The organism is Desulfoluna sp. CLI2B (assembly GCF_056847375.1).
Genome location: NZ_CP186557.1, coordinates 1,202,740 through 1,224,308, shown reverse-complemented (window position 1 = coordinate 1,224,308; position 21,569 = coordinate 1,202,740). Strand labels below are relative to the sequence as shown.

Annotated in this window: 21 protein-coding genes and 1 pseudogene; 7 read left to right on the top strand and 15 right to left on the bottom strand. The window is 59.1% G+C overall.

Annotated elements, in window-relative coordinates:
- Positions 1–169: 169 nt before the first annotated feature.
- The 5 genes and pseudogenes from ACOYW2_RS06065 to ACOYW2_RS06045 all read right to left on the bottom strand — a co-directional run bounded on the left by ACOYW2_RS06065 (position 170) and on the right by ACOYW2_RS06045 (position 4,733).
- Positions 170–1,208: pseudogene (locus ACOYW2_RS06065) on the bottom strand (GMP reductase).
- Between the two features lie 274 nt (positions 1,209–1,482).
- Entirely contained in the window at positions 1,483–2,406 is a 924-nt protein-coding gene (locus ACOYW2_RS06060) for a lysophospholipid acyltransferase family protein (RefSeq protein ID WP_482422139.1), read from the bottom strand.
- Between the two features lie 196 nt (positions 2,407–2,602).
- Positions 2,603–3,397 carry a rhodanese-like domain-containing protein gene (locus tag ACOYW2_RS06055; protein ID WP_482769766.1) on the bottom strand — a complete coding sequence of 265 codons (795 nt, stop codon included), beginning with the start codon at positions 3,395–3,397 and terminating at the stop codon, positions 2,603–2,605.
- A gap of 185 nt (positions 3,398–3,582) precedes the next feature.
- Complete coding sequence (locus ACOYW2_RS06050; protein ID WP_482769765.1) at positions 3,583–3,921, bottom strand: hypothetical protein; 339 nt, start codon at positions 3,919–3,921, stop codon at positions 3,583–3,585.
- A complete protein-coding gene (locus ACOYW2_RS06045; protein ID WP_482769764.1) occupies positions 3,840–4,733 on the bottom strand; it encodes a radical SAM protein in 894 nt (297 codons plus the stop codon). The genes ACOYW2_RS06050 and ACOYW2_RS06045 overlap by 82 nt, the downstream gene beginning before the upstream one ends.
- Positions 4,734–5,108: 375 nt before the next feature.
- Between ACOYW2_RS06045 and mltG the strand changes: the two genes are divergently transcribed.
- From mltG to ACOYW2_RS06030, 3 genes are read left to right on the top strand one after another with little or no spacing between them, the layout of a single operon-like run.
- Positions 5,109–6,188 (top strand): endolytic transglycosylase MltG, encoded by a 1,080-nt coding sequence (gene mltG, locus ACOYW2_RS06040; RefSeq protein ID WP_482769763.1) that lies wholly within the window; start codon positions 5,109–5,111, stop codon positions 6,186–6,188.
- The gene (locus ACOYW2_RS06035) at positions 6,167–7,171 is read left to right on the top strand and encodes a glycoside hydrolase family 3 N-terminal domain-containing protein (protein WP_482769762.1); all 1,005 of its coding nucleotides are present in this window, start codon (positions 6,167–6,169) and stop codon (positions 7,169–7,171) included. Before mltG ends, ACOYW2_RS06035 begins: the two co-directional genes overlap by 22 nt.
- Complete coding sequence (locus ACOYW2_RS06030) at positions 7,171–7,533, top strand: hypothetical protein (protein WP_482769761.1); 363 nt, start codon at positions 7,171–7,173, stop codon at positions 7,531–7,533. Before ACOYW2_RS06035 ends, ACOYW2_RS06030 begins: the two co-directional genes overlap by 1 nt.
- A gap of 256 nt (positions 7,534–7,789) precedes the next feature.
- On the opposite strand, the gene ACOYW2_RS06025 is transcribed toward ACOYW2_RS06030, so the two are convergent.
- Together ACOYW2_RS06025 and ACOYW2_RS06020 are read right to left on the bottom strand one after the other, a co-directional pair.
- Positions 7,790–7,972 (bottom strand): hypothetical protein, encoded by a 183-nt coding sequence (locus ACOYW2_RS06025; protein WP_482422133.1) that lies wholly within the window; start codon positions 7,970–7,972, stop codon positions 7,790–7,792.
- A 75-nt stretch (positions 7,973–8,047) separates the two neighbouring features.
- Positions 8,048–8,554: a DNA glycosylase family protein gene (locus ACOYW2_RS06020; protein ID WP_482769760.1), complete on the bottom strand. Its 507-nt coding sequence runs from the start codon at positions 8,552–8,554 to the stop codon at positions 8,048–8,050.
- A 399-nt stretch (positions 8,555–8,953) separates the two neighbouring features.
- Between ACOYW2_RS06020 and ACOYW2_RS06015 the strand changes: the two genes are divergently transcribed.
- Together ACOYW2_RS06015 and ACOYW2_RS06010 are read left to right on the top strand one after the other, a co-directional pair.
- Complete coding sequence (locus tag ACOYW2_RS06015) at positions 8,954–10,279, top strand: HD-GYP domain-containing protein (protein WP_482769759.1); 1,326 nt, start codon at positions 8,954–8,956, stop codon at positions 10,277–10,279.
- 18 nt (positions 10,280–10,297) lie between these two features.
- Positions 10,298–10,822 (top strand): TFIIB-type zinc ribbon-containing protein, encoded by a 525-nt coding sequence (locus ACOYW2_RS06010; protein WP_482417034.1) that lies wholly within the window; start codon positions 10,298–10,300, stop codon positions 10,820–10,822.
- Between the two features lie 116 nt (positions 10,823–10,938).
- Here ACOYW2_RS06010 and ACOYW2_RS06005 read toward each other — a convergent pair whose 3' ends face one another.
- From ACOYW2_RS06005 to ACOYW2_RS05990, 4 genes are all read right to left on the bottom strand, one after another.
- Complete coding sequence (locus ACOYW2_RS06005) at positions 10,939–11,658, bottom strand: 4Fe-4S binding protein (RefSeq protein ID WP_482769758.1); 720 nt, start codon at positions 11,656–11,658, stop codon at positions 10,939–10,941.
- Between the two features lie 333 nt (positions 11,659–11,991).
- Positions 11,992–13,347: a Na+/H+ antiporter NhaC family protein gene (locus ACOYW2_RS06000; protein ID WP_482769757.1), complete on the bottom strand. Its 1,356-nt coding sequence runs from the start codon at positions 13,345–13,347 to the stop codon at positions 11,992–11,994.
- Positions 13,348–13,467: 120 nt separating this feature from the next.
- On the bottom strand, positions 13,468–13,893 hold the full coding sequence (locus ACOYW2_RS05995; protein WP_482417037.1) for a MarR family winged helix-turn-helix transcriptional regulator: 426 nt from the start codon (positions 13,891–13,893) through the stop codon (positions 13,468–13,470).
- Between the two features lie 107 nt (positions 13,894–14,000).
- Positions 14,001–15,560, bottom strand: coding sequence for a sigma-54 interaction domain-containing protein (locus ACOYW2_RS05990; RefSeq protein WP_482769756.1), 1,560 nt, complete (start codon positions 15,558–15,560; stop codon positions 14,001–14,003).
- A gap of 177 nt (positions 15,561–15,737) precedes the next feature.
- On the opposite strand from ACOYW2_RS05990, the gene ACOYW2_RS05985 reads away from it, so the two are divergent.
- Together ACOYW2_RS05985 and ACOYW2_RS05980 are read left to right on the top strand one after the other, a co-directional pair.
- Positions 15,738–17,075 (top strand): acetyl-CoA hydrolase/transferase family protein, encoded by a 1,338-nt coding sequence (locus ACOYW2_RS05985; RefSeq protein WP_482769755.1) that lies wholly within the window; start codon positions 15,738–15,740, stop codon positions 17,073–17,075.
- A gap of 157 nt (positions 17,076–17,232) precedes the next feature.
- The gene (locus ACOYW2_RS05980) at positions 17,233–18,450 is read left to right on the top strand and encodes an OmpP1/FadL family transporter (RefSeq protein WP_482769754.1); all 1,218 of its coding nucleotides are present in this window, start codon (positions 17,233–17,235) and stop codon (positions 18,448–18,450) included.
- 26 nt (positions 18,451–18,476) lie between these two features.
- Here the strand turns inward: ACOYW2_RS05980 and ACOYW2_RS05975 are convergent, their stop codons facing one another.
- The 4 genes from ACOYW2_RS05975 to ACOYW2_RS05960 form a co-directional block, all read right to left on the bottom strand.
- Positions 18,477–19,400: a helix-turn-helix transcriptional regulator gene (locus ACOYW2_RS05975; RefSeq protein WP_482769753.1), complete on the bottom strand. Its 924-nt coding sequence runs from the start codon at positions 19,398–19,400 to the stop codon at positions 18,477–18,479.
- A gap of 84 nt (positions 19,401–19,484) precedes the next feature.
- Complete coding sequence (locus ACOYW2_RS05970; RefSeq protein WP_482769752.1) at positions 19,485–19,739, bottom strand: zinc ribbon domain-containing protein; 255 nt, start codon at positions 19,737–19,739, stop codon at positions 19,485–19,487.
- A 280-nt stretch (positions 19,740–20,019) separates the two neighbouring features.
- Entirely contained in the window at positions 20,020–20,634 is a 615-nt protein-coding gene (locus ACOYW2_RS05965) for an FKBP-type peptidyl-prolyl cis-trans isomerase N-terminal domain-containing protein (RefSeq protein WP_482422120.1), read from the bottom strand.
- A 261-nt stretch (positions 20,635–20,895) separates the two neighbouring features.
- A complete protein-coding gene (locus ACOYW2_RS05960) occupies positions 20,896–21,552 on the bottom strand; it encodes a lactate utilization protein (RefSeq protein ID WP_180144044.1) in 657 nt (218 codons plus the stop codon).
- Positions 21,553–21,569: the final 17 nt, after the last annotated feature.

The following is a 21,569-nucleotide window of genomic DNA, read 5'->3' as shown; positions in this document are numbered from 1 at the left end:
ACGGAAGGTCCGGAGCGGACCGACCCACAAGCGTATCGACAGGCGATTCAAACATTCCATCCATACCATGGTGCCTGGATCGTCCCCTGTGACGGAGATCACGTCTGTGGGAACAACCCCCATGTCAGCCCGACGATAGCCCACTTTTCAAAAAGCGGCAAGGTCAAGGCTACTCATCCCCGAAGGCCCGGTTGTGCTGCTCCATCACCCGGATAAAGGTGGTGCGTTTGGAGAGTTCCTTGAGCTTGGCCGCGCCCACGTAAGTGCAGGTGGATCGAAGGCCCCCCAAAATGTCCAGAAGGGTGTCTTCCACCGCCCCCCGGTACGGGACCGTCACGGATTTGCCCTCGGAGGCGCGGTAGTCGGCCACCCCGCCGCTGTGCTTTTCCATGGCGTCCCGGGAGCTCATGCCGTAGAAGGTCACCACCTTTTCTCCGTTCTCCTCGAGGATCTCCCCGCCGGATTCGTCGTGGCCCGCCAGCATCCCCCCCAGCATGGTAAAATCGGTGCCCGCGCCAAAGGCCTTGGCAATATCCCCGGCGCAGGTGCACCCGCCGTCGGCAACAATGAGCCCCTTGAGGCCGTGGGCGGCGTCCGCGCACTCGATGATGGCCGAAAGCTGGGGATACCCCACCCCGGTTTTCACCCGGGTGGTGCAGACCGACCCCTCTTCCCACGCTGACCACGTCGGCCCCGGAGAGGATCAGCTCTTCCACCATCTCCCCTGTCACCACGTTGCCCGCCACGATCACCTTGTCCGGAAAAAGGTCCCGCACTCTGCGAACCACGTCCACGAAGTTTTCCGTGTACCCGTTGGCCACGTCGATGCAGATGAATTTAAGAAGCGGCAGCACATGAACGATCTGTTTCAAACGCTCCAGATCCGCATCCATGGTCCCGGTGCTCACCATGATGTGGTCGAAGATGGAATCATCCTGGCGCGCCAGAAAGTTTTTGAGGTCCTCCGGCGAGTAATACTTGTGAAGGGCTGTCATGGCCCCGTGCTTTGCCAGGGCCTCGGCCATGGCCAGGGTGCCCACCGTGTCCATGTTGGCGGCGATGATGGGCACACCGGACCAGGTGGTCTGGCTGTGCCGGAACAGGTAGGTGCGGTTCATCTCCACCTGGGACCTGCTCTTCAGGGTGGAGCGTTTCGGACGGATCAGCACATCCTTGAACCCGAGTTTCACTTCGTTGTCGATTCGCATGGCACACCTCATCCTTCCGTGTATGGGTTGGGCGATATTGCAAGAGGCCACACGCAGCACGGGCTGGTGCAGCAACGACAAAACCATCTGAAACAACAGCCTGAATCAGTCTATCCAAAAACAGGGAGTCTGCCAACAGGATGCGCCGGGCAAGGCAATGAAAGGCAAATCGGGGCCGTGGGAGGTATGATACGAAAAAACGTTCCGGGAAGGTCACCGGAAGAGGTCCAGCATGTTGTCATGCTGAATCACCTCTCCCGGTTGAAGGCGGGTCTCAATGGTTCTCAGAGGTGGAGGCAACCTGCTTTAAAAGGGCGTCGGGAATGTCCCAGCCTTCGGGGTTGTCCTGCACCTTCCAGCGCCTGTGGAACCACCACCACTGGTTGGGGGCTTCCCGAATCCACCCTTCGGCGATGCGGTTCAGGCGCTCGGTGTTGTGGCGGATATTCTCATCCATATCCTCATAGGGCGTCTCAAGATGGAAGGCCGGGGAAACCTTGACATGGTGGTGACCGTCTTTGGCTTTCCGGCTGATAACCCCCGGGATGATGGTGGCGCCGGTCTCAAAGGCAAACCGTGCAGGAGCAGGGGTCGTTGCCGCAAGCTCTCCGAAAAAATCGCACACGATGGACCGGTGCTTGGCAAGATGCTGGTCGATGACCAGGGTGACGATCTTGTTTTCCGCCAGCAGCTCCTTGATGTAATTCTTGGTCCCCTTGCGGTTGATGATGATAACACCGGTGTTCTTGCGAACACTTGATATGAACTGCTCTGCGGCCTTGCTCATCTCTTTGACCACCACGGCGATGGGAGCCCCCCGCATGGCCATGGAGCATCCCCCCAAGTCCACGTTATCCAGGTGCGTGGCCACCAGGATCACCCCTTTGCCGCGGGCAAGGGCGGCGTCCATGTGCTCCCAGCCGTCGATCTGGACCAGTTTTTTGTTCTCCTCAAGGCTCATATGGGGAATGCGGAGTATCTCTACGATGTACATGGCAAAGTTGGCAAACAGCTCCCGGATGGCCTTTCGCTGCTCGTCTCTGGTGAGTTCCCTGCCCATGGCTCGATTGATGTTGTGCAGGGCCTCTTTTCGTCGAATCGGGATAAGATAGTACCAGATCCATCCAAGGCATCGGCCAAAGGCCATGGCCACGGGCAAGGGCAGGCGTGAGATAAATCGACTGAATACATTCAACATGTGGTGTGCCTTCTTCACTATAAATAATAGACTATCGTATGTGCTGCGTGTCCCCTGCGGGCACGGCCCGCAAGGGCAAAAAAAATGTGCCCCGAGCATCAGGGCACATTCCGTGCGAAAATGCGGTATTAAAAAAACTGAGGACTTATGGGATGATCCCGTCATGTGCTATTTATTCTTGGCATGGCCCAGAGCATCACGCCAGTTCTTCAAGGATCATGCGCATGTGCTCTTTTTCGGCTGCGGCCACCGAGTAAAAAATCTCGGCGCCCTCCCCTTCCATGGTGTCGGCCAGGTTGCGGTACATCTCATAGGCAGCCACCTCCACCTCCAGGGCCACCTCAAAGAGGGCCCGCCATCCCAGGGTGCCGTCCTTCATGCGCTCAAAGAGCTGGCTCAGGTTCTCCCCGCCTTCCACAACGGAACCGGGCAGGGTGTTCACCAGGGTCACACAGTCCGGGGCATGGGGGTCCAGGCGCTTCAAGTAGGCGTGGATGAGGTTGATGTGGGAAATCTCCACGGCGGCAAGTTTCCTCACCACCCCCACGGGCCCTTTGCCTTCCATGAGCTTTTCCAGGCGCTGATAAAACCGCCAGGCGCCTTTTTCCAGGTCCATGGCCGCCATGAGCATCCGCGGGAGGTCTTCGTGCTGACGGATCACCCGGATCTTGGGCAGGCCGTAGGCCAGGCGCCCCAGGTAGGCATCCAGGCCCCCGGCGAGGTTGAAAACCTCACCCTCCGGCGCAACGTTCGTCTCGTAGATCAGCGCCACGGCAAGGGATTTGGCCCCGCGCTCACAGACAAAGACTGTGGTGCGCTTCGGATCCAGCTCCCCTGCCCGTTTGTTGATGGCAAGGGCCGGGATACTCACGGATCCGGGTATGTGTTCCTGCTCAAAATCCTCCTCGCGACGCACGTCCACGAGGGTTACCTCCCCTTCCGGGTGCCGGTCCAGAAAGGCGTCCAGCTCCTCTGGCCATAACTGCTTCATCGTCTTTTCCTCGGTATGCAGATCGCCTCACCTGAAAACTGAGGCATAAAAAAACAATAGATTTACATCGTATCACTTGTTTTTTCAATGCACCCGCCAAAAAAACAATATTTCCTCATGTGCACCCTGCTCACAGACAAACCGGATGCGGCCCCGGAAGGACTTGCCGAGGGGTCGCTTTTTGCTCAGATAAACTGGGTCATGAGCTGGGTGATCACCTCGTCCACGTTGTCGGGGGTGATGGCGTACTGCCTGCAGGTGGCCTCCACCTGTTTCATATGGGCCGAGCCCTTCATGCCCCCGATGCCGTGGAACAGGCCAAGGCGCCGCCCCACCTGATAGTGCATCTTCTCCACGGGATCCATGGCAAGAAACGCGCGGATCTTATCGCACATCGCCTCCCTGTCAACAGGAAAGCTCCCCTCCACGTCCTGAAAGAGGTTCAGGATGTGGTCGCTTGTGAGGGTGCTGGTGATCTCCCCCAGGGACTCCAGAAAAAGAAGGATCTCTTCAGCGGCCTCCACATCGGTGATCTTCTCGAACCGTCCTTCCTTCCAGTCGGTATAGAGCTCGGTATGCCCGGGGATGGCAAGGGTGCGGAGCCGGAGTCGGGGTTGATCTGGGTCAGGGCGTCGGCGGTCTCCAGGGCGTGATCGCGGGACAGCTCCTTTCCCCCCAGGCCGGGCATCACGTACTCGGAGAGTTCCATGCCCGCCTTCTTCACCTTCAGGCCGCCCTGGATATGCATGGCCTTGGTGGAACCCTTTTTCACCCGTTTGAGTACAGCGTCGGAGCCGGATTCCATGCCGATGTGAATCCGGTTCAACCCGGCTTCGGCCATTCGGGCCAGGTGCTCATCGCTGATCCGGGCCACGGTGTGGGACCTGGCATAGGAGGTGATTCGATAGTCCCAGGGAAAGACAGAACGCATGTACTCCAGGACGCGGATCAGGTCCTCGGGCTTCACGATAAGGCTGTTGGCGTCCTGGAGGAACACCGAGGTCATCCGTCCCCGGGCCCAGTTGGCCGCCGCCTGGAAGGCATGGATCTCTCCACTCCTGACCGTGGCCTGAACCGCCTCAAGGTCGGTGCGGGTTACCCGGCCGTTATTTCTGATCACCCCATGGAGGGGGATCGCATACCGGGCCACCGCGTCGATGTCCCGCATCACGTCCTCCACAGGCCTCAGGGAAAAGGTCTCCCCCTTGTAGACCGGGCAGAAGGTGCATCGGTTCCACGGGCAGTTACGCGACACGCGAATCAACAGGCTCGCCGCTTCGCTGGGAGGCCGGATGGGCCCCTGCTCAAATCCTTCATACTCACGGACTGTCTTCATGGTATCCTCGCTTTTCAATCCATCCCGGAAATTTCATGAGAAAACGGCGTCACCAGAACATCTACTCGATTTTCTCAGCTTTACGGGCGAGCCGAATGCACCATCTGCAGTTCTGATGCCTTGAATATGGGTGCACTCGACGTGTGAAATGGTTGCCAGAGTCGTTGTCAATATCTCAAAAGTAGACATCCCTGGCGGGAATGCAATGCGCAGGGCCTATAATTTACAACGATACCTCCAAAATATGAGCCGGCTTCCCATTCCGTACAAGGCTCGTTTTGACAAACACCCGGGCCTGACATATGATCGCCCTGGTAGGTCATTGCCTTGGGAATACCGGCAATGCCATGGTTTGAATCAAACAATCGGGTACCCATGACGGAAACACACGCTAACCTTCGCAGGTTAAAGCTCATCTGGCCCCTTCTCCTTCTGGTCTTCATCCTTGTGGTGGGTACCGGCGGGACGGCAATTCATCTCTCCCGGTTTTATCGCACCCCGCAAGGTGACCCGGCCACAACGCTCATCTACACCATCAATCGCGGTCAGAGTTTCAACACCACCGCCCGCCAGCTGGTGGAAGCCGGACTCTGCTCTTCCGAGACAAAACTGCGGTTCATGGCCACCGTCTACGGCCTCGACAAGAAAATCAAGGCCGGAGAATACCGCCTGTCCGGTGCCATGACACCCGAGGAGATCCTCACCGTTCTCACCCGCGGAAAGGTCCACCTGCGCAAGCTCACCATCCCGGAAGGTTACACAGTCAAGCAGATTGCCGATGTGGTGGAACAAAGCGGCCTTGGCGAGGCGGCCCTGATCATGGACCTCTGCTTTTCCGAGCCCTTTACCCGTCGCATGGAGCTGCCCGAAGAAGCCCCGTCCCTTGAAGGCTACCTCTTCCCGGAAACCTATCTTTTTGAGAAGGGCACCTCCGAAGAGGCCATTCTCGCAGCCATGGTCGGACGCTTCAAGGCGGTCTTCACCGAAGAGCTGCAGCAGGAGGGCAAGGCCCTCGGGCTTTCCCCCAATCAGGTGGTAACCCTGGCCTCCATCATCGAAAAAGAGACCGGCGCCCCATCGGAGCGCCCCATCATCTCATCGGTCTTCCACAACCGGCTCAAAAAACGGATGCGCCTGGAGACCGATCCCACGGTCATCTACGGCATCAAAGACTTTAACGGCAACATCACCCGAAAAGACCTCCGGCGCAGGACCCCGTACAACACCTACGTCATCAAGGTGAGCGCTCTGACCGATCGCCAGCCCGGGCCTTGCAGCCCTTACGGCAGCCGTCCGGCCCGAGGACACCGGGTACCTCTACTTTGTCTCCAAAAAAGACGGGTCCCATCACTTTTCCCGAACCTTCAAGGAGCACTCCCGAGCTGTACGCAAGTACCAGCTAAACAGATAGTGACACACCCCAGGACACGCACATGGCACAGATTTCCGATATGACACTGGACGAACAGGTGGGCCAGCGGCTCATCGTGGGCTTTGACGGCACCGACCTCACCGATGACCTGAAGTACCTCATCGACACCCTCAAGGTGGGAGGTGTGATCCTCTTTTCCCCCAACATCGACTCCCCGGCCCAGGTGGCCAACCTGTGCCATGCCATGCAGGCGTACGCGGCCCACTGCGGCCTGCCGCCCCTGTTCATCTCCGTGGATCAGGAAGGGGGCCAGGTGGCCCGCATGAAAGAGCCCCTCACCCTCTTCCCCGAAGGCGCCCCGGCCCTGGGCACCCCTGAGGCGGCCCGGCACTTCGGGCGCACCACGGGAAAAGAACTCTTTGAGGTGGGCTACAACATGGACATGGCCCCGGTGCTGGACGTCCAGCCCGAGGGGTTTTCCGGCATCATGGCAAAAAGGGTGTTCCCGGGTTCGCCACAGGAAGTCGGCGCCCTGGGGGTTGAGGTCATGGAGGCCCTGGAGACCGAAGGGGTCCTGGCCGTGGTCAAGCACTTCCCGGGCATCGGCCGCACCACCCTGGACTCCCACCTCACCCTGCCCCTGCTGGACACGCCCCTTGAGGAGTTGTCCAGAACCGATCTGGTACCCTTTGAGATTGCCTTTGCAGCCGGGGCCTCGGCCGTGATGCTCTCCCACATCAAGTACACGGACATCGACGACCAGTGGCCCGCCAGCCTCTCCCCCGAAGTAGTCAAAGGGGTCTTGCGGGGCCGCATGGGCTTCAACGGCGTCACCATGACCGACGACCTCGACATGAAGGCCGTCACCTGCGACATGGAGACCGCCGCCCGGCAGATCTTCACCGCAGACGTGGACATCGCCCTGATCTGCCATCGAAGCGACCGTTACGAAACCCTTGCCAACACCCTGAAAACCATGGGAGCACGCTTTCCCGGCGCCCACGCCCTGGCCGTGGGACGCATCCTGGCCTTAAAAGAGATCATGACCCGAAAGGCCCCCACCTGATGGCAGGCCTGGCCTATCGCCTGACCCGGGGGTACCTGACCTGGATCTCTCCGGCCACTCCCCGGGCCGTGAGGCTGAGAAACGCCCTGTGCTTTCTGCTCCTCATCGCCTGGGCCCCCTTCGGCATTGCCGTTCTCTTTCTCTTTGACGCGCCCGGCTCCGAATCAGACCCCATCGCCTGGATCATGGCAGGGTTTGTCTGGCTCTACCCCCTGCTTTTCCTCATCTCCCTGCCCCTCACCTGGCTGGCCCTGCGCGCCAGAAACATCCCCCGGGCCGCCAAACGCGCCACCCTCCCCCTGTGGTACGCCAAGGCCATGGTCATGACCGGCGTGGGGTTTTACCTGGCCTTGAACAAATAGCGCCATCCAGCGCATCTTGCCCTCAAGAGGCCTCCGGCGGCCTTGCCGGGGGCCAAACTTTTAAAACGTTTGGCAAACAGTTCTTAAGCAAGCCTTTCCAGGCTCCGCCGAAATAGTTTCCACTTTTTCACATTAGAAACGTTTTTTGAGGAGCTTTTTTTCAAAAAAGCGACCCGCCGGAGGCATGTTTTTGCTTTGATGTTTCCTTGCCCCCTCACCCGAACGTGGATAAGACAGACGAAGGCCCCAAATCACCTCACGGAAAATTTTTTCCCAGCAGCATGGACTCCATCTTGAATTTCCACCAGCGGTTCGCTCCCCAGTCTCCGTACTGCGCGTCCAGAAACGGGGGAATATCCGTCACACCGTGGACGGCTTTCATGTACCCCCTCACCACGGAATCCACCGGGATCTCGCCATAAAAGCCCAGAAGGGTCATAAGATGAATCCGGGCGTACTCCCCGAATCCTTTGAGCTTAGAGATCTGTTCCCCGGCTTCGCCTGAGCTCTACCCCTACAAAAGGGTTTCGAGCCCTGGGTTTGCCACAAAACAGTGGGCCAATGCCTTGAGATAGGCACTCCGGTAGCCCACGGGAGCAAGGGTTTTAAGCTCCTCGGCGCTGAAGCGGTTCACCTCGGCAGGGGCGGGAAAGGGGCACCTGCCTGATGGGGCGGGCTCGGTAAAGGCCGTGCTGCACAGGGCCTCGGCCATCTTTCGGGTCAGGGCCCAGGAGCAGTTGGTTGTCAAAAGGGTTTTGGCGGCGTTTTCCCAGACCGTGGGAGCCGTGAGCAGCCGCCCGGCGCCCTGGGCCACCAGGGTTGCGTGGGCCTCCGAGGTCTTATGGGCCAGGCGTTTGATGGTGGCGGTCTCCCTGTCCAGGGCCAGCATGGTGGTCAGTGCCGTTTTTAAAGCGGCCCTCTCTTCCTCGGTCAGGGGGCTGTCCCCGGTCACCTCAACGGCAAGGGTGTCACCGGCCTGGGAGACCAGCAAGTCCACGGGCCGGACCCCGGTGTGGAGCACATACCGGAGGTATCCCTGAGAATTCCCTTTTCCTCAGCTTAAAGGGACGAAGCTGGCGCCAGCCGTGGGTGAGGCAGAGGGTTTCAAGGGAATAGTCGTCGGGGCAGGTCAGGGAAAGGGTCGTTGTTGTCATGGGACTCCGGGCAATGGGTTAAGGGGCAGGGCCCCGGTTACGTGAAAGGCGGCTGCATCAAAGCAGACAATGCCCCCCGGGGCAAGCCCCTGAAATGCATTGCCCCTGTTCCGCCGATTGATTTGCCCGGTAAACTGTGCTGTATATAGAAACGGAAAGGGAACATCGAAAAAGAAGGCCGCACTGAAGTCGCCCAAGCTGGTCACAAAACGCCAACCGGGCCACCGTGAAGACTGCCGGAGCCCTCGTCAAAGGGGATTTTCATTATGGGTCAGAAACATTCTCTTCACACCTTTGTCCACCGTACCCTGATTATCCGCCTTGTGGCCTTGGGGATCGGGCTCTCCCTGGTCATGGGCGCCGGGGTCCTTCTCATGGAGCGCGACCGGGTCAGCCGTGAAGCCATTGCCGTGGCCGTGGATCGCCTTGCCCTGTTCTCCGGACGCAACGAAGCCCTCCTGGCCGATCCGGACCAGCTGGATGCCGACGCTCTGCACCAGGCCGTCCTCGACTTCAGCGCCACCCGCACCCCCATCCAGTCCGGGGCCTTTGCCTTCATCGGCATTTACGACCTGAAAGGCGCCAAGGTTATCGATTTCTACAATGAAACCCACGACCACTTAAGCGCCGTCAAAGAAGCCCAGCAAGCCTCCCCCCTGTTGATACCCGACAGGGGCGCCCCCCGTTACGAGATTGTCCGCATTGCCGGTCGCCCCTATCTCAAAAGCGCCCTTCCCCTGTCCAACAGCAGCGGCCAGAACGTGGGAATCATCAACGGATTTTTCGCCTTCTCCCCGGAGACCATCAAGGCCTTCCGCATGCGCGGGCTCAGGGCCATGATCGGGGCCATGATCATTGTCCTTATTACCACGGCCGTGATCTACCCGGTGGTCTTGAAGCTTACGAAGCGCATCACCCGGTTTTCCGTCCGCCTCCTGGAGGCCAACCTGGACACCCTGGAGACCCTGGGCAGCGCCATTGCCCAGCGGGACAGCGACACCAACGCCCACAACTACCGGGTCACCATCTACGCAGCCCGCCTGGGCGAGGAGCTGAACCTTCCCGCCCAGACCATGCGCACCCTCATCAAGGGGGCCTTTCTCCATGATGTGGGCAAAATCGGTGTTCCCGATGAGGTACTTCTCAAGCCCGGTCGCCTGGACGACGATGAATATGAGATCATGAAGACACACGTGGACCATGGATGCGACATCATTGAGCGGTCCACATGGCTCAACGACGCGTTGGAGGTGATCCGGTCCCACCACGAAAAGATGACGGGCAAGGGCTACCCCATGGGCCTTGAAGGAGACGGGATCCCCATCACGGCACGGGTATTTGCCATTGCCGACGTGTTCGACGCCCTCACCTCCAGGCGCCCCTACAAAACGGCCTGGTCCTTTGACGAGGCCATGGAGATCCTGGAGGAGGGTCGGGGCACCCACTTTGACCCGCAGCTTCTGGACACCTTCGGCCGCATCGCAAAGCCCCTTTACGATCAATACGGGGGCAAGGAGAAAATCTTTCGAGAGGAGCTCGACGAGATCCTCAAAACCTATTTTCATGAAGGCATGGACAGCCTGGACTACTGACACACACTGGAGACTCACATGAATTGCCCGAAGTGCACCACCACGGAACTGAAACAGACCGGCTACAACTCACCCTACTTCTGCAAGGCCTGCGGCGGCATGTGGCTTCTGCCGGGGAGCCGTGCCGAAGTGGCCGACATGACCGTCACAGAGGCAGACGGGGAATCGGCCCCGGAGGGACAGGACAGCAAGACCGGCCTGTGCCCCTCCGGCCACGGCATCATGATCCGGGCCAAAATCGAACTCGACGAGCCCTTTTTCCTGGAAAAATGCACGGCCTGCGGCGGGATCTGGTTTGACAAGGGAGAGTGGCAGCGTATCGCCGAGACCAACCTGGCCGACAACTTAAGCGTTCTCTGGTCCTCGTCCTGGCAGCGGAAACAGAGCCGGGAGAAAAACCGGGAGAGCTTCCTTGCCATGAACCAGAACCTTTTGGGAGAGTCCGTCTTTGACGCCATCATGGAGCTGGCAGAGCGCCTGAAAGATCACCCCGACCAGGACCGCGCCCTGGCCCTGCTCCGGCAGGAACTCACCCACCCGTAAAACACGGTGCGGGGTGCCGCCACAGGGCCGTTCAGTGTCCTGCGGTTCCCCGCCCCAGCCCGGCTATTTCACGGAAAGCGTTAGGCCTCCCCACAGCAATCGACTGTAATAATGATCTATTGATTCGGCTTGGCCGTTTTTTCATGAAATATCCGGGGCAGGGTATCCTGGATCACGATCTCCACCGCATCCACCGGGCACACCGTGTAACAGTCTCCGCAGACATCGCATCGCGATGGATCGATGACGCACCTGTCCTCCTCCCGGCCAATGGCCGTAAAAGAGCACCTCTCCAGGCAGGCTCCGCACCCCATGCACGCATCGGTGATGCGCATGCCCTGGAACGGCACCTGTTGCCCCCCGAAACAGAACCGGGTCCGCTCCAGCTTGTGGGGACGGTTCTCCTTCTCGAAATCAAAATCAAACACCTCCCCCCAGGCCCGGTGCAGGCAAAACGTCGTCATGGCCGGGTACTTCTCGATGTCCTTGACACCCAGCATGAACATCTCATTCTCCTGAGCCTTTGCCTTGAGGGCCTCCAGGGGGATCTCCCTGACCTCTCCGGTGGCCCTGATGGTGTACCCGGGCTCAAAGGAAGGCATGCCCTCATCGTCATGGGCAATGGTGGTGGTGGGGTACATGCCGCAGATGGACACCAGGCCGGTCTCGTTCAGTTGCTTATAAAACGCCTTGGTGACCATGGTCCTGAAGTAGAGTCCCTCGTCATCAAAGGCAAACAAATGGGCAATCCGGGTCTGGGGAACGCCCTTGTCCACTGTGGCAAACACAAGGCTGCCGATGGCATCGAATTTTTCATACACGTCTGCACGTTTCATCTTCTTACATCCTTTCAGATAAGGGTAACTATTCGGTTCAAAAAAAGCCTCCGGCGGCCAGGTGGGGGCACCTGGAAACCCTGTGGCGAATGCATGAAGGCAGGCATCATGCAATCGTTTTCGGGGCATTCGCGTGGCGTGTGACCTGTGGCAAGCATTTTTGCAGGAGAGGCCCATGTCATTCTTTCCAAAAAACCCGATGAAGGACATATGGGATCCCCCTGGCTTTAACGAGAATGACACCGCCCCAAAAGGCCCACAGCCCGTAGGGTGCACGGAGTGCACCATAGGAATCGGCGCTTTAAAGCGTCACGACCAACGCAACGAAAGCACCTACAAAAAAGCGCCCAAGGCCAGAAACATCAAAAAACTGATCACACCGCCGGTCAGGGCAAAGGGCATCTGGACCCTGACGTGATCCATGCCGTCCACCCCCGCCACCTTGGCCGCCAGGATGGTGGTGTCTGAGATGGGGGAGCAGTGATCGCCGAAAACAGCCCCGGAACCGCAGGCCCCTAAAACCAGGGGGACACTGACGTCCATGGCAGCGGCCAGGGGGATGGAAATGGGAACGAGGATGGAGAGGGTCCCGCCGCCGGTTCCGCTCATAAAGGAAATCAGGGCCCCACCCACAAACACCATGGCCGGTACAAGGGCCGCAGGGACATGGTGGCCGAACCCGGCGAGGTAGGCTCCCGTCCCCAGCTGGTTCAGCAGGTCGCTCAAGGCAAAGGAGAGGGTGAGGACCAGGGCGATCTCAAGGTAGGAGGCCATGCCCTGGACGCACCAGGCAATATAGCCCTGGGTGTCCACCACGCCCCGAACCTTGTAAAAAACGCCGGTCACAACCAGGGTCAACAGAATACCCGTAAAGATGGAAGCGGAGCCGTCTCCGGTGAGGACCATGAGCCCAAAGACCCCAACGATAAAAAGGCCCAAGGGGAGCAGCATGTTCACGGCCCCTGACTCTGGAACACCCTGGATCACTTCAGACCGATCCCCGGCATCCGTGTCCCGGCCTTTCCTCCCTGCCGGAGCCACTTTTTTCCTGCCGATAATCGCGCCCCCTGCAATGGCAATGGAGACCATGGAATAGACCTGAAAGGGTATGGCCTGGAGCACCAGGCGAAACGGGTCCCCGCTGATCACCCCAGACGAGACCTGGGTCCCGATCAAGGCGGCAAGAAAGGCCCCTGCCGCCGTGGCCGGAGACAAAAACGCAACGGATGCGGAGGTGGAATCGATGAGGTAGGAGAGCTTTTCCCGGTTTCCGTGGTGGGCGTCAAACAAGGGCCCCATGGCCACCCCACGGACCACAATGGAGACGGTGGTGTCCACAAAGAGCACCAGGCCCAAAAGATAGGCGAGGACCTCCGCCCCCAGAGCGCTCTTGACGGCCCTTTTTTTCAAGGTCAACAGCCGCACAAAGCCCTTCACCCCTCCTGAGTGCTCAATGACGTGGACCAGGGAGCCTGTCATCAGCACAAAGAGAATGGCCTTTGCAGACCAGCTGCTTTCAAACACAGCCGCGATGCCGTTGATCCCGGCAAAAAGGGTGCCCTGGGCGACATCCAGGAGAAGCCCCCCGGCAAACACCCCGGCAAAAAGGGCCAGGATGATGTTGCGCGAATAAAAGGTCAGAAGCAGGGTGAGGGTCACCGGTGCCAACGAGACAATGCCAGGGTTCATGGGTGTCACCTTCGTGGGTTGCCGTGGCCTTGGCCTGGAGCAACGCCGATAAAGTTTGATATCAAACTATTTAATTAAAAAAAACGCCCGCAGCCCGCTGCGGGAGCCCTCACTCGACTTTCAGGGAAAATTCCCGTGAATCCGTTCCAGAAGCTGCACCGCCTGCTCTTTTTCACCTTGGGAAAAGCCCTTGAAGGTGGTGGCAAGAAGCTTGGCCGAGACATACTCGAAATCGGGCTTGAGTTCCTCTCCCTCGCGGGTGAGGCCAATGAGCGTGACCCGGCTGTCGGCAAGGTCCTTGCGCTTCTCCACATATCCGAGCTTGATGAGCTTATTGATCAGGGCCGTGATGGTCGACTTGTCCCGGCCGATCCTTTCGGCCAGCTCTTTCATGGACAGCGGAGAGCTCTGGAACAGGTTGACAAGGATATCCCCGTGGGACGGGGCAAGCCCCTCGATGCCCAGCTCTTTCAGCTTCGTCAGGATGAATGCGTTGGACTTCTCCCTGGTTTTTGCAATCAGGGCGATGATGTGGTCTGTTTTCACTGTCAGCTCCTTGGCGTCACGTTCATTGGCGGGCAATATAGTTTGATATCAAACCTACGTCAAGCCCTTTTCTCTCCCTTGCATTTGTGTTGGCATCCTCCCGGGGCTCAGTCCTTTGTTTTATAGGGACCGCGCTCTGAAGGAAACGATATGCCGAGCTTAACCATCCGACTCCGCAGGGTGCTCGGGTTCATGCCCAAAACCTCGGCGGCCCCGCCGTCTCCGGCAATTCTGCCGCGGGTCTTTTCAAGGACAAGGCGGATATGGGCCGTGACCGCCGCATCCATGGAGAGCCCCCTGGGCTCCGATTGGACCGAACCGAAAGAGGCCGGTTCGTCCGGACCCGGAGCCAGCACCGGGAATCGCAGGGGACCTCCCTGGGAGAGAATCAGGGCCCGCTCCACCAGGTTCTGCAGCTCGCGCACATTACCGGGCCAATCATAGGCCATGAGGGCATCCAGTTCCCCTTTGGCCATGGCAGAGGACGTACCGAGGTTCATCTCCCGGACCTTGGCGCGGATAAAGTGATCAAGGAGCAGGGGAATATCTTCCTTGCGCTCACGCAGCGGGGGAATCCGGACAGGAAAAATGTTGAGTCGGTACCAGAGGTCCTGGCGAAACCTGCCGTCGGCAACCATCTGGGGCAGGTTGCGATGGGTGGCGGCGATGATCCGTACATCGGCCCGAAGGGTCTCCCCTCCCCCCACCCGTTCAAACTCCCCGCTCTGGATCACCCGAAGGAGTTTCACCTGCACAGCGGGGGGCAGCTCCCCGATCTCATCCAGAAACAGGGTGCCGCCGTTTGCCCGCTCAAACCGCCCGGGTTTCATCTCGATGGCGCCGGTAAAGGCCCCTTTCTCATGCCCAAAAAGCTCCGAGTCCACCAGGGAGTCCGGAATGGCACCGCAGTTGAGGCGAATCAGGGGGGCTCCCGAACGGCTGGAGAGCTTGTGCACCTCCCCGGCCACCACCTCCTTGCCCGTTCCCGTCTCTCCCAGAAGCAGCACCGGCGTGTCTGTGGGGGCAACCTGGGAGACCAGGGAACGCACCTCCCGAAGGCCGGTATCTCCCCCCACCATCACCCCGTCCATCCGGCTCTCCTGCTGGAGAGCCTTGTGGTCCTGCACCAGGTCCATGTACCGCAAGGCGTTTGACAACGCGATGGCAAAGGGCTCCTTCACTTCGGTGACGATGGCCCCGTGGCCGGTGTGATAGCAGTCCAACCCCTCCACGGCAAAGGTGAGGTTGCCGATGAGGGTCTGCCCCACGGTGAGCCCGCAGGTCATGGAGGAGAAGCTGCCGCCGTTTTTTTCCAGAAGGAACCCGGGGATCACTGTCCTGACCAGGCTGTAGATCTCACGGTTGATGGGGTGGGTGTGGTCCCTGATCCAGGGGGTGGTGGCCGACCGGGATTCCCGCTGCCAGTGGGTGATGCTCTCCCAGGCGGTATCGGAAATGGGAAAGGACTCGTTCACCAGGTGCCCGCCGCCGTCGTAGGCCAGTGCGATGAGACGGGCGCGTTTCCGCTCGGTCTCGTAGCGGGTGATGATAACCCCGTCCAGGGGGAGTTCATCCTTGAGGTACTGATACACATCAAACAGGGCCTTGTCGATATCCAGGCTGCCGCAGATGCAGCGCACAACTTCTCGAAATCGTTCCTCTCTCATCAATGCGATATATCCTTTTTAAAACGAAATATCGCATCAAATGACATGACATTTCATTTTCACAAAACCAGGCCATCCCCAACATGCCGAAGTTACCGCACTTCTCCTTCCGGCACGAATATTGATATCCCTTTCGGCCAATGTTTGCAATCCAAATACCCGAAAAGGAGAATAGCCATGAGTTGGAAACAAACCTACGCAGAGCGCCTCACCACACCGGAAGCCATTGCCGCCTCCCTGCCCGAAAACGCCACGGTCTTTGCTTCCCCGGCGGCCAGTTTCCCCCTGGAGCTGATCAACGCCATCACCGCATCACCCGACATCGGCACCCTGAACATGTACTCCGCCCTCATCATGACCCTTCCGGATTTTCTCTCGCCGGAGCAGCAGAAGAAGGTCAACTACTTCAGCTGTTTCATGGGGCCCATCGAACGCATGCTCCTTGCCCAGGGCGATTGCGTCTCTCCCATCAGCATCCACTTCAGCCGCATGTACGAGCTGAGCCTGCAGGGGGGCTTTGATGCCTCCATCCTGGAGGTCTCTCCTCCCGATGAAAACGGCTACATGAGCCTGGGACCTAGCGGCACCCTGGTGGGCCACGCAGCCCTTACCGCCTCGAAAAAGATCTACTGCCAGGTCAACGACCAGACCCCTTACGTGTTTGGTGACAAGGCCCATGTCCACGTGTCCGAGGTTACGGCCCTGTGCGAAGTGAGCCGCCCCTGCGACGAGCTCCCCGCCACCTCCCCCGATGCCATTGAAGAGACCATCGCGGATCTCATCACCGAACGGATCCCGGACGGGGCCACCCTCCAGCTCGGCATCGGCAAACTCGCCGACGCCATCGGAGACCGCCTGTCGGAAAAAAAAGACCTGGGCATCCACACCGAGCTGCTCACCCCCTCCATGGTAAGGCTCCACGAGATGGGCGTCATCACCGGTGCGAAAAAGGAACTCCACACGGGAAAGATCATCTCCGCCTTCGGCATGGGCGCCGCCAAGGATTACGCCTTCATGCACCGAAACCCCTGCTTTGAGCAGTACCCGGCCTCTTACGTCAACGATCCCAACATCATCGGAGCCCACAGCAACTTCGTCTCCATCAACAACGCCCTGGCCGTGGACCTCACCGGACAAGTCTCCAGCGAGTCCATCGGGTTCGCCCAGCACAGCGCCACGGGTGGCCAGCTCGACTTTGTCCGCGGTGCCCGCCTCTCCAAAGGCGGCCAGAGCTTCATCGCCCTGAAGTCCACCTCCGGCTCCGGAAAGAAGCGTTTTTCCCGCATCCAGATGAGCTTTGCACCGGGCACCGCCGTCACCACCCCCCGAAGCGATGTCCAGTGCATCGTCACGGAGCACGGCATCGCCGAACTGGCCCACAAGAGTATCCCGCAACGAGTTGCCGCCCTCATCGCCATCGCCCACCCCGACTTCCGCGAGGCCCTCGCCCGAAGCGCGGTCAAGGCAGGCCTGATCTCGGCCAGCGCCCTGAAGGACGCTGAGCTCGCGGCGTAACGCAAAAAGCCTCCGGCAGGTCGTTCTTTCAGAAAAACCGCCGCAAAAAACGCTCCGGAACCTATTGGAACGCTTGAACCCCGGCAGGGCCACCGGAGGCAAACGCAACCTGAGTCGTTACCGTATTTTTTTAGTGAGTCAACATCAGGAGAGAGTGATGAAACGACGTTTGTATGCCGCCCTTGCCATGCTGGCGGTCTGTGTCCGGGCCTCGGTGGCCCCGGCGAGCCTCATCGAAAACAACACCGACTTAAGTGCCGAGTGGACCCGCATGCCGGCCCGTGTGGCCGCCACCGACTCCGTGGACACGGCCCTCTACAACCCGGCCGGTGCCGTCCGCCTCGGTGAGGGAACTTATATCTGGGTATCCAACCAGATCATGCCCAAATCCTTCACCCACAGCAAAGGGGGCGTGGACCATGAGACAACCACCACCACATGGGCTGTCCCGGGCCTGTTCGTCATGAAGAACGGAAAACGGTGGAGCCTGTTTTCCGGAGCCACGGTCATCGGCGGCGGTGGCACCCTCAACTATGATAACGGAATCATTCTGGACAAGGCTTCGGGCTTGACCGCCACGCAACTTGCCGGGCTCGTGGCCACAAGGGGAAAAGCCCCCGGCCCCATCTTCCCGGAAGAGGTCACTTCGGCCTGGCTGGGGGGATACGTGGGCGGGGCCTTTGCGGCCAATACCAAGCTCTCTCTTTCCCTGGTGGGACGGGTTGTCAGCGGCAGCAGGGAGTATGAGATCGACGGGGGGAACATGCTGGACTACGATACCTCGGGCACCGGGTTTGCCCCCATCGTCGGTTTGGACTCCCCCGGCCCGTCCTGGAACATCGGGTTCCGTCATGAATTCAGAACAAAAGTAAAGTGGGATGTGGACACCATGAAAGGTTCCCTTGCCCCGGCGTTTGCCAGGCAACTCGGCAGCGAGGGGGACACATACCGAAAGGATTTTCCGGCCATGACGGCCCTCGGGGTGGCCTGGAAGGCATCTGAGGCCCTCACACTGGCAAGCGATTTCAACTACATCTGGCACGAGGAGGTGAACTGGGAGGGTGATGAGGATGATCTCGACAACACCTTCGAGGCGTCCCTTGCCGCCGAATACGCCCTCAGCGACACCTTCAAAATCAGTTGTGGCTACAGCTTTGCCGAGTCCGGCATCGGCAAGGAGGACTACTCCCCCACCCTTTCAAAAAACACCTTCCACGGCATATCGGCAGGATTCATGGCGGCGCCCTCGCCGGGGCTCAGGTTCAACGTCGGGGTCACGAAATTCTTCTACATGGATGAAACCGACAGCCACGACGTCACCTATGAAAAGGATCTCTGGATTATCGGTACCGGGGTGCAATACACGTTCAAATAACCCCTGAAAATCATCCAGCACTCACATCAATCATAGACAGAGCAAAGCGTTTTGGCCAGCTCCCGGATCCGTGCCCTTGCCCTGGGAGGTTCCAATACCTCCACAAGGGGACCGAACCCCAGGATCAAGCTGTACACCCACTCGTCTTCCGGGAAAGGGAAAAAACCCATGGTGGAGCCGTCCGGCATGGGGTGAAGATGTTCAGAACTGGCGTAATCGGTGATGCGCCCCCTGGCCGACGGGGCGAAGCGAAGAACAAAAAGGGTCCGGGGCCGTGTGTCGACCTCGGGCTGCCCCTTCTCCCTGTAAGGTGGGTGGATATCCGGTGAAAAAACAGTCTCCAACTGTTCCGCACATACCATGCGGGTCAGTTTGAAGATCCGGAGGGCCTTTCGAAGGCGGCAGAACCCGTAGAGATACCAGGCAGCCCCCTTGATGATAACGGACAGGGGCTCAATCTCCCGCTCGGTGATTTCGCCTGTTGCAGAAGCGTAACGCACCTGAAGCACCCGCCTTGCTTCCACGGCTTTGTGGACCGTCCTGAAAAGTTCGCGGGTCCCCTCATCGATGCCCCAGGGTGTGACATCCATGATCAGGGTCTCGTGGGCAAACCGGGCCCCGGCTCCGGAGGCAAGACTCAAAAGCTTCTCTTTTGTCCCCCGGAACCCCGAATCCCCGAACAGCTCGTGAAGCCGCCCCACCAGGGATGTGATGGTTTTCAGCTCATCCGGGGCAAAAAACTGCCGGTCCACGGTGTACCCATCCATGATGCGGTAGCCCCCCGCCTTCCCACGGTCCGCATAGATGGGCACCCCGGCCCGCCCCAGCGAATCCATGTCCCGCTGAATGGTCCGCAAAGACACCTCAAAATGATCCGCCAACTCACGGGCCGTGGCTTTTTTCCGATTGATCAGGTAAAGGGTGATGGAAAGGAGCCGATCTGTCTTCATCCAGCTGAACGTCCTCCTGATCGTGGTCTTCGCGGTTTCGTCAAACCAACGAATGACGGTGGGAAACTGACGCTGAAGTGTTTCTTACTTCCACCGACTCAAGGTCGGTAACGTCGTCTTCATAAGAGTCCTTGCCTCCTCCTCGGGCATGCCCGAGGCCACCATATGGGGAACACAGGCCTCAACCATCTCCTCCATGGTGACATCCTGGACGAACGCACCTTTCTGGTAGCAGTAGGTGCAGTACTCACCGGTAAGCGAACCGTCGATTTCGGTTCCCATGAGGTCTTTTTCCGATACGGGCATGCCGCAGCTCTGGCAAAAAGTAGGTGCTGTCATTCTTCCATCCTCCAAATCAATTGATGTGACTACCATGTATGATGAAACATCTTTTCATCGCCTGGATGGAGTATACGGCAGGTATTATGACACCATTGTGTCGTAATTCAATGGGCCTCAAAAAAAACGTTGAAGCCCTGCCCGTCCGAGTCAGCATATCGGGCCTGCAACAACATGGCGACAACGTCGGAAACCCATTCGGCTTGTTTTTTGACCAATAAAAAAACCTCCGAAGCCCAAGGCCCCGGAGGTTTTTTCATGCCTGCCGAATTGAATCGACTTAGCCGAGAACCTTGATCAGCTCCACGGTGAAGCACAGGGTGGCGTTGGGACCGATGGCGTCCCCTGCGCCCTGGGCGCCGTAGCCGATGGAGGCGGGGATCACCAGCTCGTACTTGGCCCCTTCCTTCATGAGCTGAAGGGCTTCGGCCGACCCGATCATCCTGTTCACGGGGAAGGTGGCGGGCTGCTCACGCTTGTAAGAGCTGTCGAAGATGGAACCGTCAAGGAGACGGCCTTCGTAATGAACCGTGACCTGGTCCTTGGCACTGGGGGTCTTGCCGGTGCCCTCTTCCACCACGGTGTACTGAAGACCGGAGTCGGTGACCACCACGCCCTCTTTCTTGGCGTTTTCGCCGAGGAAGGCCCGGCCCTCGGCGCGGTTCTTCTCGCCGACTTCGTCCTTGGCCTTCTGCATCTCTTCCTGCATGTGCTGCTGGAAGGCCATCATCACCTGCTGCATCTCACCTGCGGGCATGGTGGGCTGCTCGCCTTTCATGGCTGCTCTGAAGGAATCGCAGAAAATATCCGCGTCGATGTCGAAGCCCTTGCGCCGGAAGTCACCGCCGATGCTCTGGGCAAGGATATAGCTCACTTTCTTGAAATCTACGACCATGGGTCTACCACCTTCTGTCTTGTCTTTGGGTTGAGGCCGATTTCTCCGGCCGACATATCGGACCACACACAGCCGCATCCAAAGAAAAGCCCCCGTCACCCTCGTGAAAGGCCACCCGTCCAGGGAAAACACGCTGCATGTCGACGACATAAAAAAAGGGCTGGGATCGAACTCGTCAATCCCAGCCGTGCCGGACAATATCACAGATTTTTTCTTATTGCACGTTGCCCGGAAGAACTCCGGCGACCACGGCCCGAAATGCTAAAATCCCAGGTCCGCGTTGATAAGGATCACCTTCACCCGGCCCTTGGGAAAGGACTTTTCGGTGATGGTCCAGGTGTTGCAGATACGTGCCGGGCTCTTGCAGTCCTGGCACACGCCGGTTTTGGCGCAGGGGGTTTTCATGTCCAGGCGCATGGCGTTCACCGGGGCCGCGTAGTTTTTGACGCGGTCCATGGCGGATTCAAGGTCGGGAACGATCTTGTTGCGCCCCACAAGGATCACCACCTCCCTGGGCCCGAAGGTAAGGGCTGCGATGCGGTTGCCGACCATGTCCAGGTTCACGAGGTAGCCGTCTTCGGCCACGGCGTTGGTGCCCGTCACATATATATCGGAGAGAAGGGACTGCCTGCGGCGCTCCCCCACCTCCTCCGGTGTAAAGCCTTTCTTGTCGTAGGTGTCGAGGACATCCAGGTCGTCCCGGTTTTTCAGCATCTCATACACCCCGGTGGACACGTGGGTGAGGGAACCGCCCCAGGAGATGCTCTTGGCGTCGGACTTGGCCAGGATCTCTTCTTCCACGATGGTTTTGGCGTCTTCAGGTGCATCGGCGATAAAGACCGTGAAGTTGTTGGCCTCCAGGCGCTCCTTCACGGATTCCAGGCGCAGTCGCCAGTAGGCGTCGATGGGATCTTTCATTTGGGTGTCTCCTTTGC

Bases quoted from the DNA above. Each gene is read 5' to 3' on its own strand.
- ACOYW2_RS06060 (WP_482422139.1), bottom strand. From the start codon at position 2,406: ATGTTGAATGTATTCAGTCGATTTATCTCACGCCTGCCCTTGCCCGTG.
- ACOYW2_RS06055 (WP_482769766.1), bottom strand. From the start codon at position 3,397: ATGAAGCAGTTATGGCCAGAGGAGCTGGACGCCTTTCTGGACCGGCAC.
- ACOYW2_RS06045 (WP_482769764.1), bottom strand. From the start codon at position 4,733: ATGAAGACAGTCCGTGAGTATGAAGGATTTGAGCAGGGGCCCATCCGG.
- mltG (WP_482769763.1), top strand. From the start codon at position 5,109: ATGACGGAAACACACGCTAACCTTCGCAGGTTAAAGCTCATCTGGCCC.
- ACOYW2_RS06035 (WP_482769762.1), top strand. From the start codon at position 6,167: ATGGCACAGATTTCCGATATGACACTGGACGAACAGGTGGGCCAGCGG.
- ACOYW2_RS06030 (WP_482769761.1), top strand. From the start codon at position 7,171: ATGGCAGGCCTGGCCTATCGCCTGACCCGGGGGTACCTGACCTGGATC.
- ACOYW2_RS06025 (WP_482422133.1), bottom strand. From the start codon at position 7,972: ATGACCCTTCTGGGCTTTTATGGCGAGATCCCGGTGGATTCCGTGGTG.
- ACOYW2_RS06015 (WP_482769759.1), top strand. From the start codon at position 8,954: ATGGGTCAGAAACATTCTCTTCACACCTTTGTCCACCGTACCCTGATT.
- ACOYW2_RS06010 (WP_482417034.1), top strand. From the start codon at position 10,298: ATGAATTGCCCGAAGTGCACCACCACGGAACTGAAACAGACCGGCTAC.
- ACOYW2_RS06005 (WP_482769758.1), bottom strand. From the start codon at position 11,658: ATGAAACGTGCAGACGTGTATGAAAAATTCGATGCCATCGGCAGCCTT.
- ACOYW2_RS06000 (WP_482769757.1), bottom strand. From the start codon at position 13,347: ATGAACCCTGGCATTGTCTCGTTGGCACCGGTGACCCTCACCCTGCTT.
- ACOYW2_RS05990 (WP_482769756.1), bottom strand. From the start codon at position 15,560: ATGAGAGAGGAACGATTTCGAGAAGTTGTGCGCTGCATCTGCGGCAGC.
- ACOYW2_RS05985 (WP_482769755.1), top strand. From the start codon at position 15,738: ATGAGTTGGAAACAAACCTACGCAGAGCGCCTCACCACACCGGAAGCC.
- ACOYW2_RS05980 (WP_482769754.1), top strand. From the start codon at position 17,233: ATGAAACGACGTTTGTATGCCGCCCTTGCCATGCTGGCGGTCTGTGTC.
- ACOYW2_RS05975 (WP_482769753.1), bottom strand. From the start codon at position 19,400: ATGAAGACAGATCGGCTCCTTTCCATCACCCTTTACCTGATCAATCGG.
- ACOYW2_RS05970 (WP_482769752.1), bottom strand. From the start codon at position 19,739: ATGACAGCACCTACTTTTTGCCAGAGCTGCGGCATGCCCGTATCGGAA.
- ACOYW2_RS05965 (WP_482422120.1), bottom strand. From the start codon at position 20,634: ATGGTCGTAGATTTCAAGAAAGTGAGCTATATCCTTGCCCAGAGCATC.
- ACOYW2_RS05960 (WP_180144044.1), bottom strand. From the start codon at position 21,552: ATGAAAGATCCCATCGACGCCTACTGGCGACTGCGCCTGGAATCCGTG.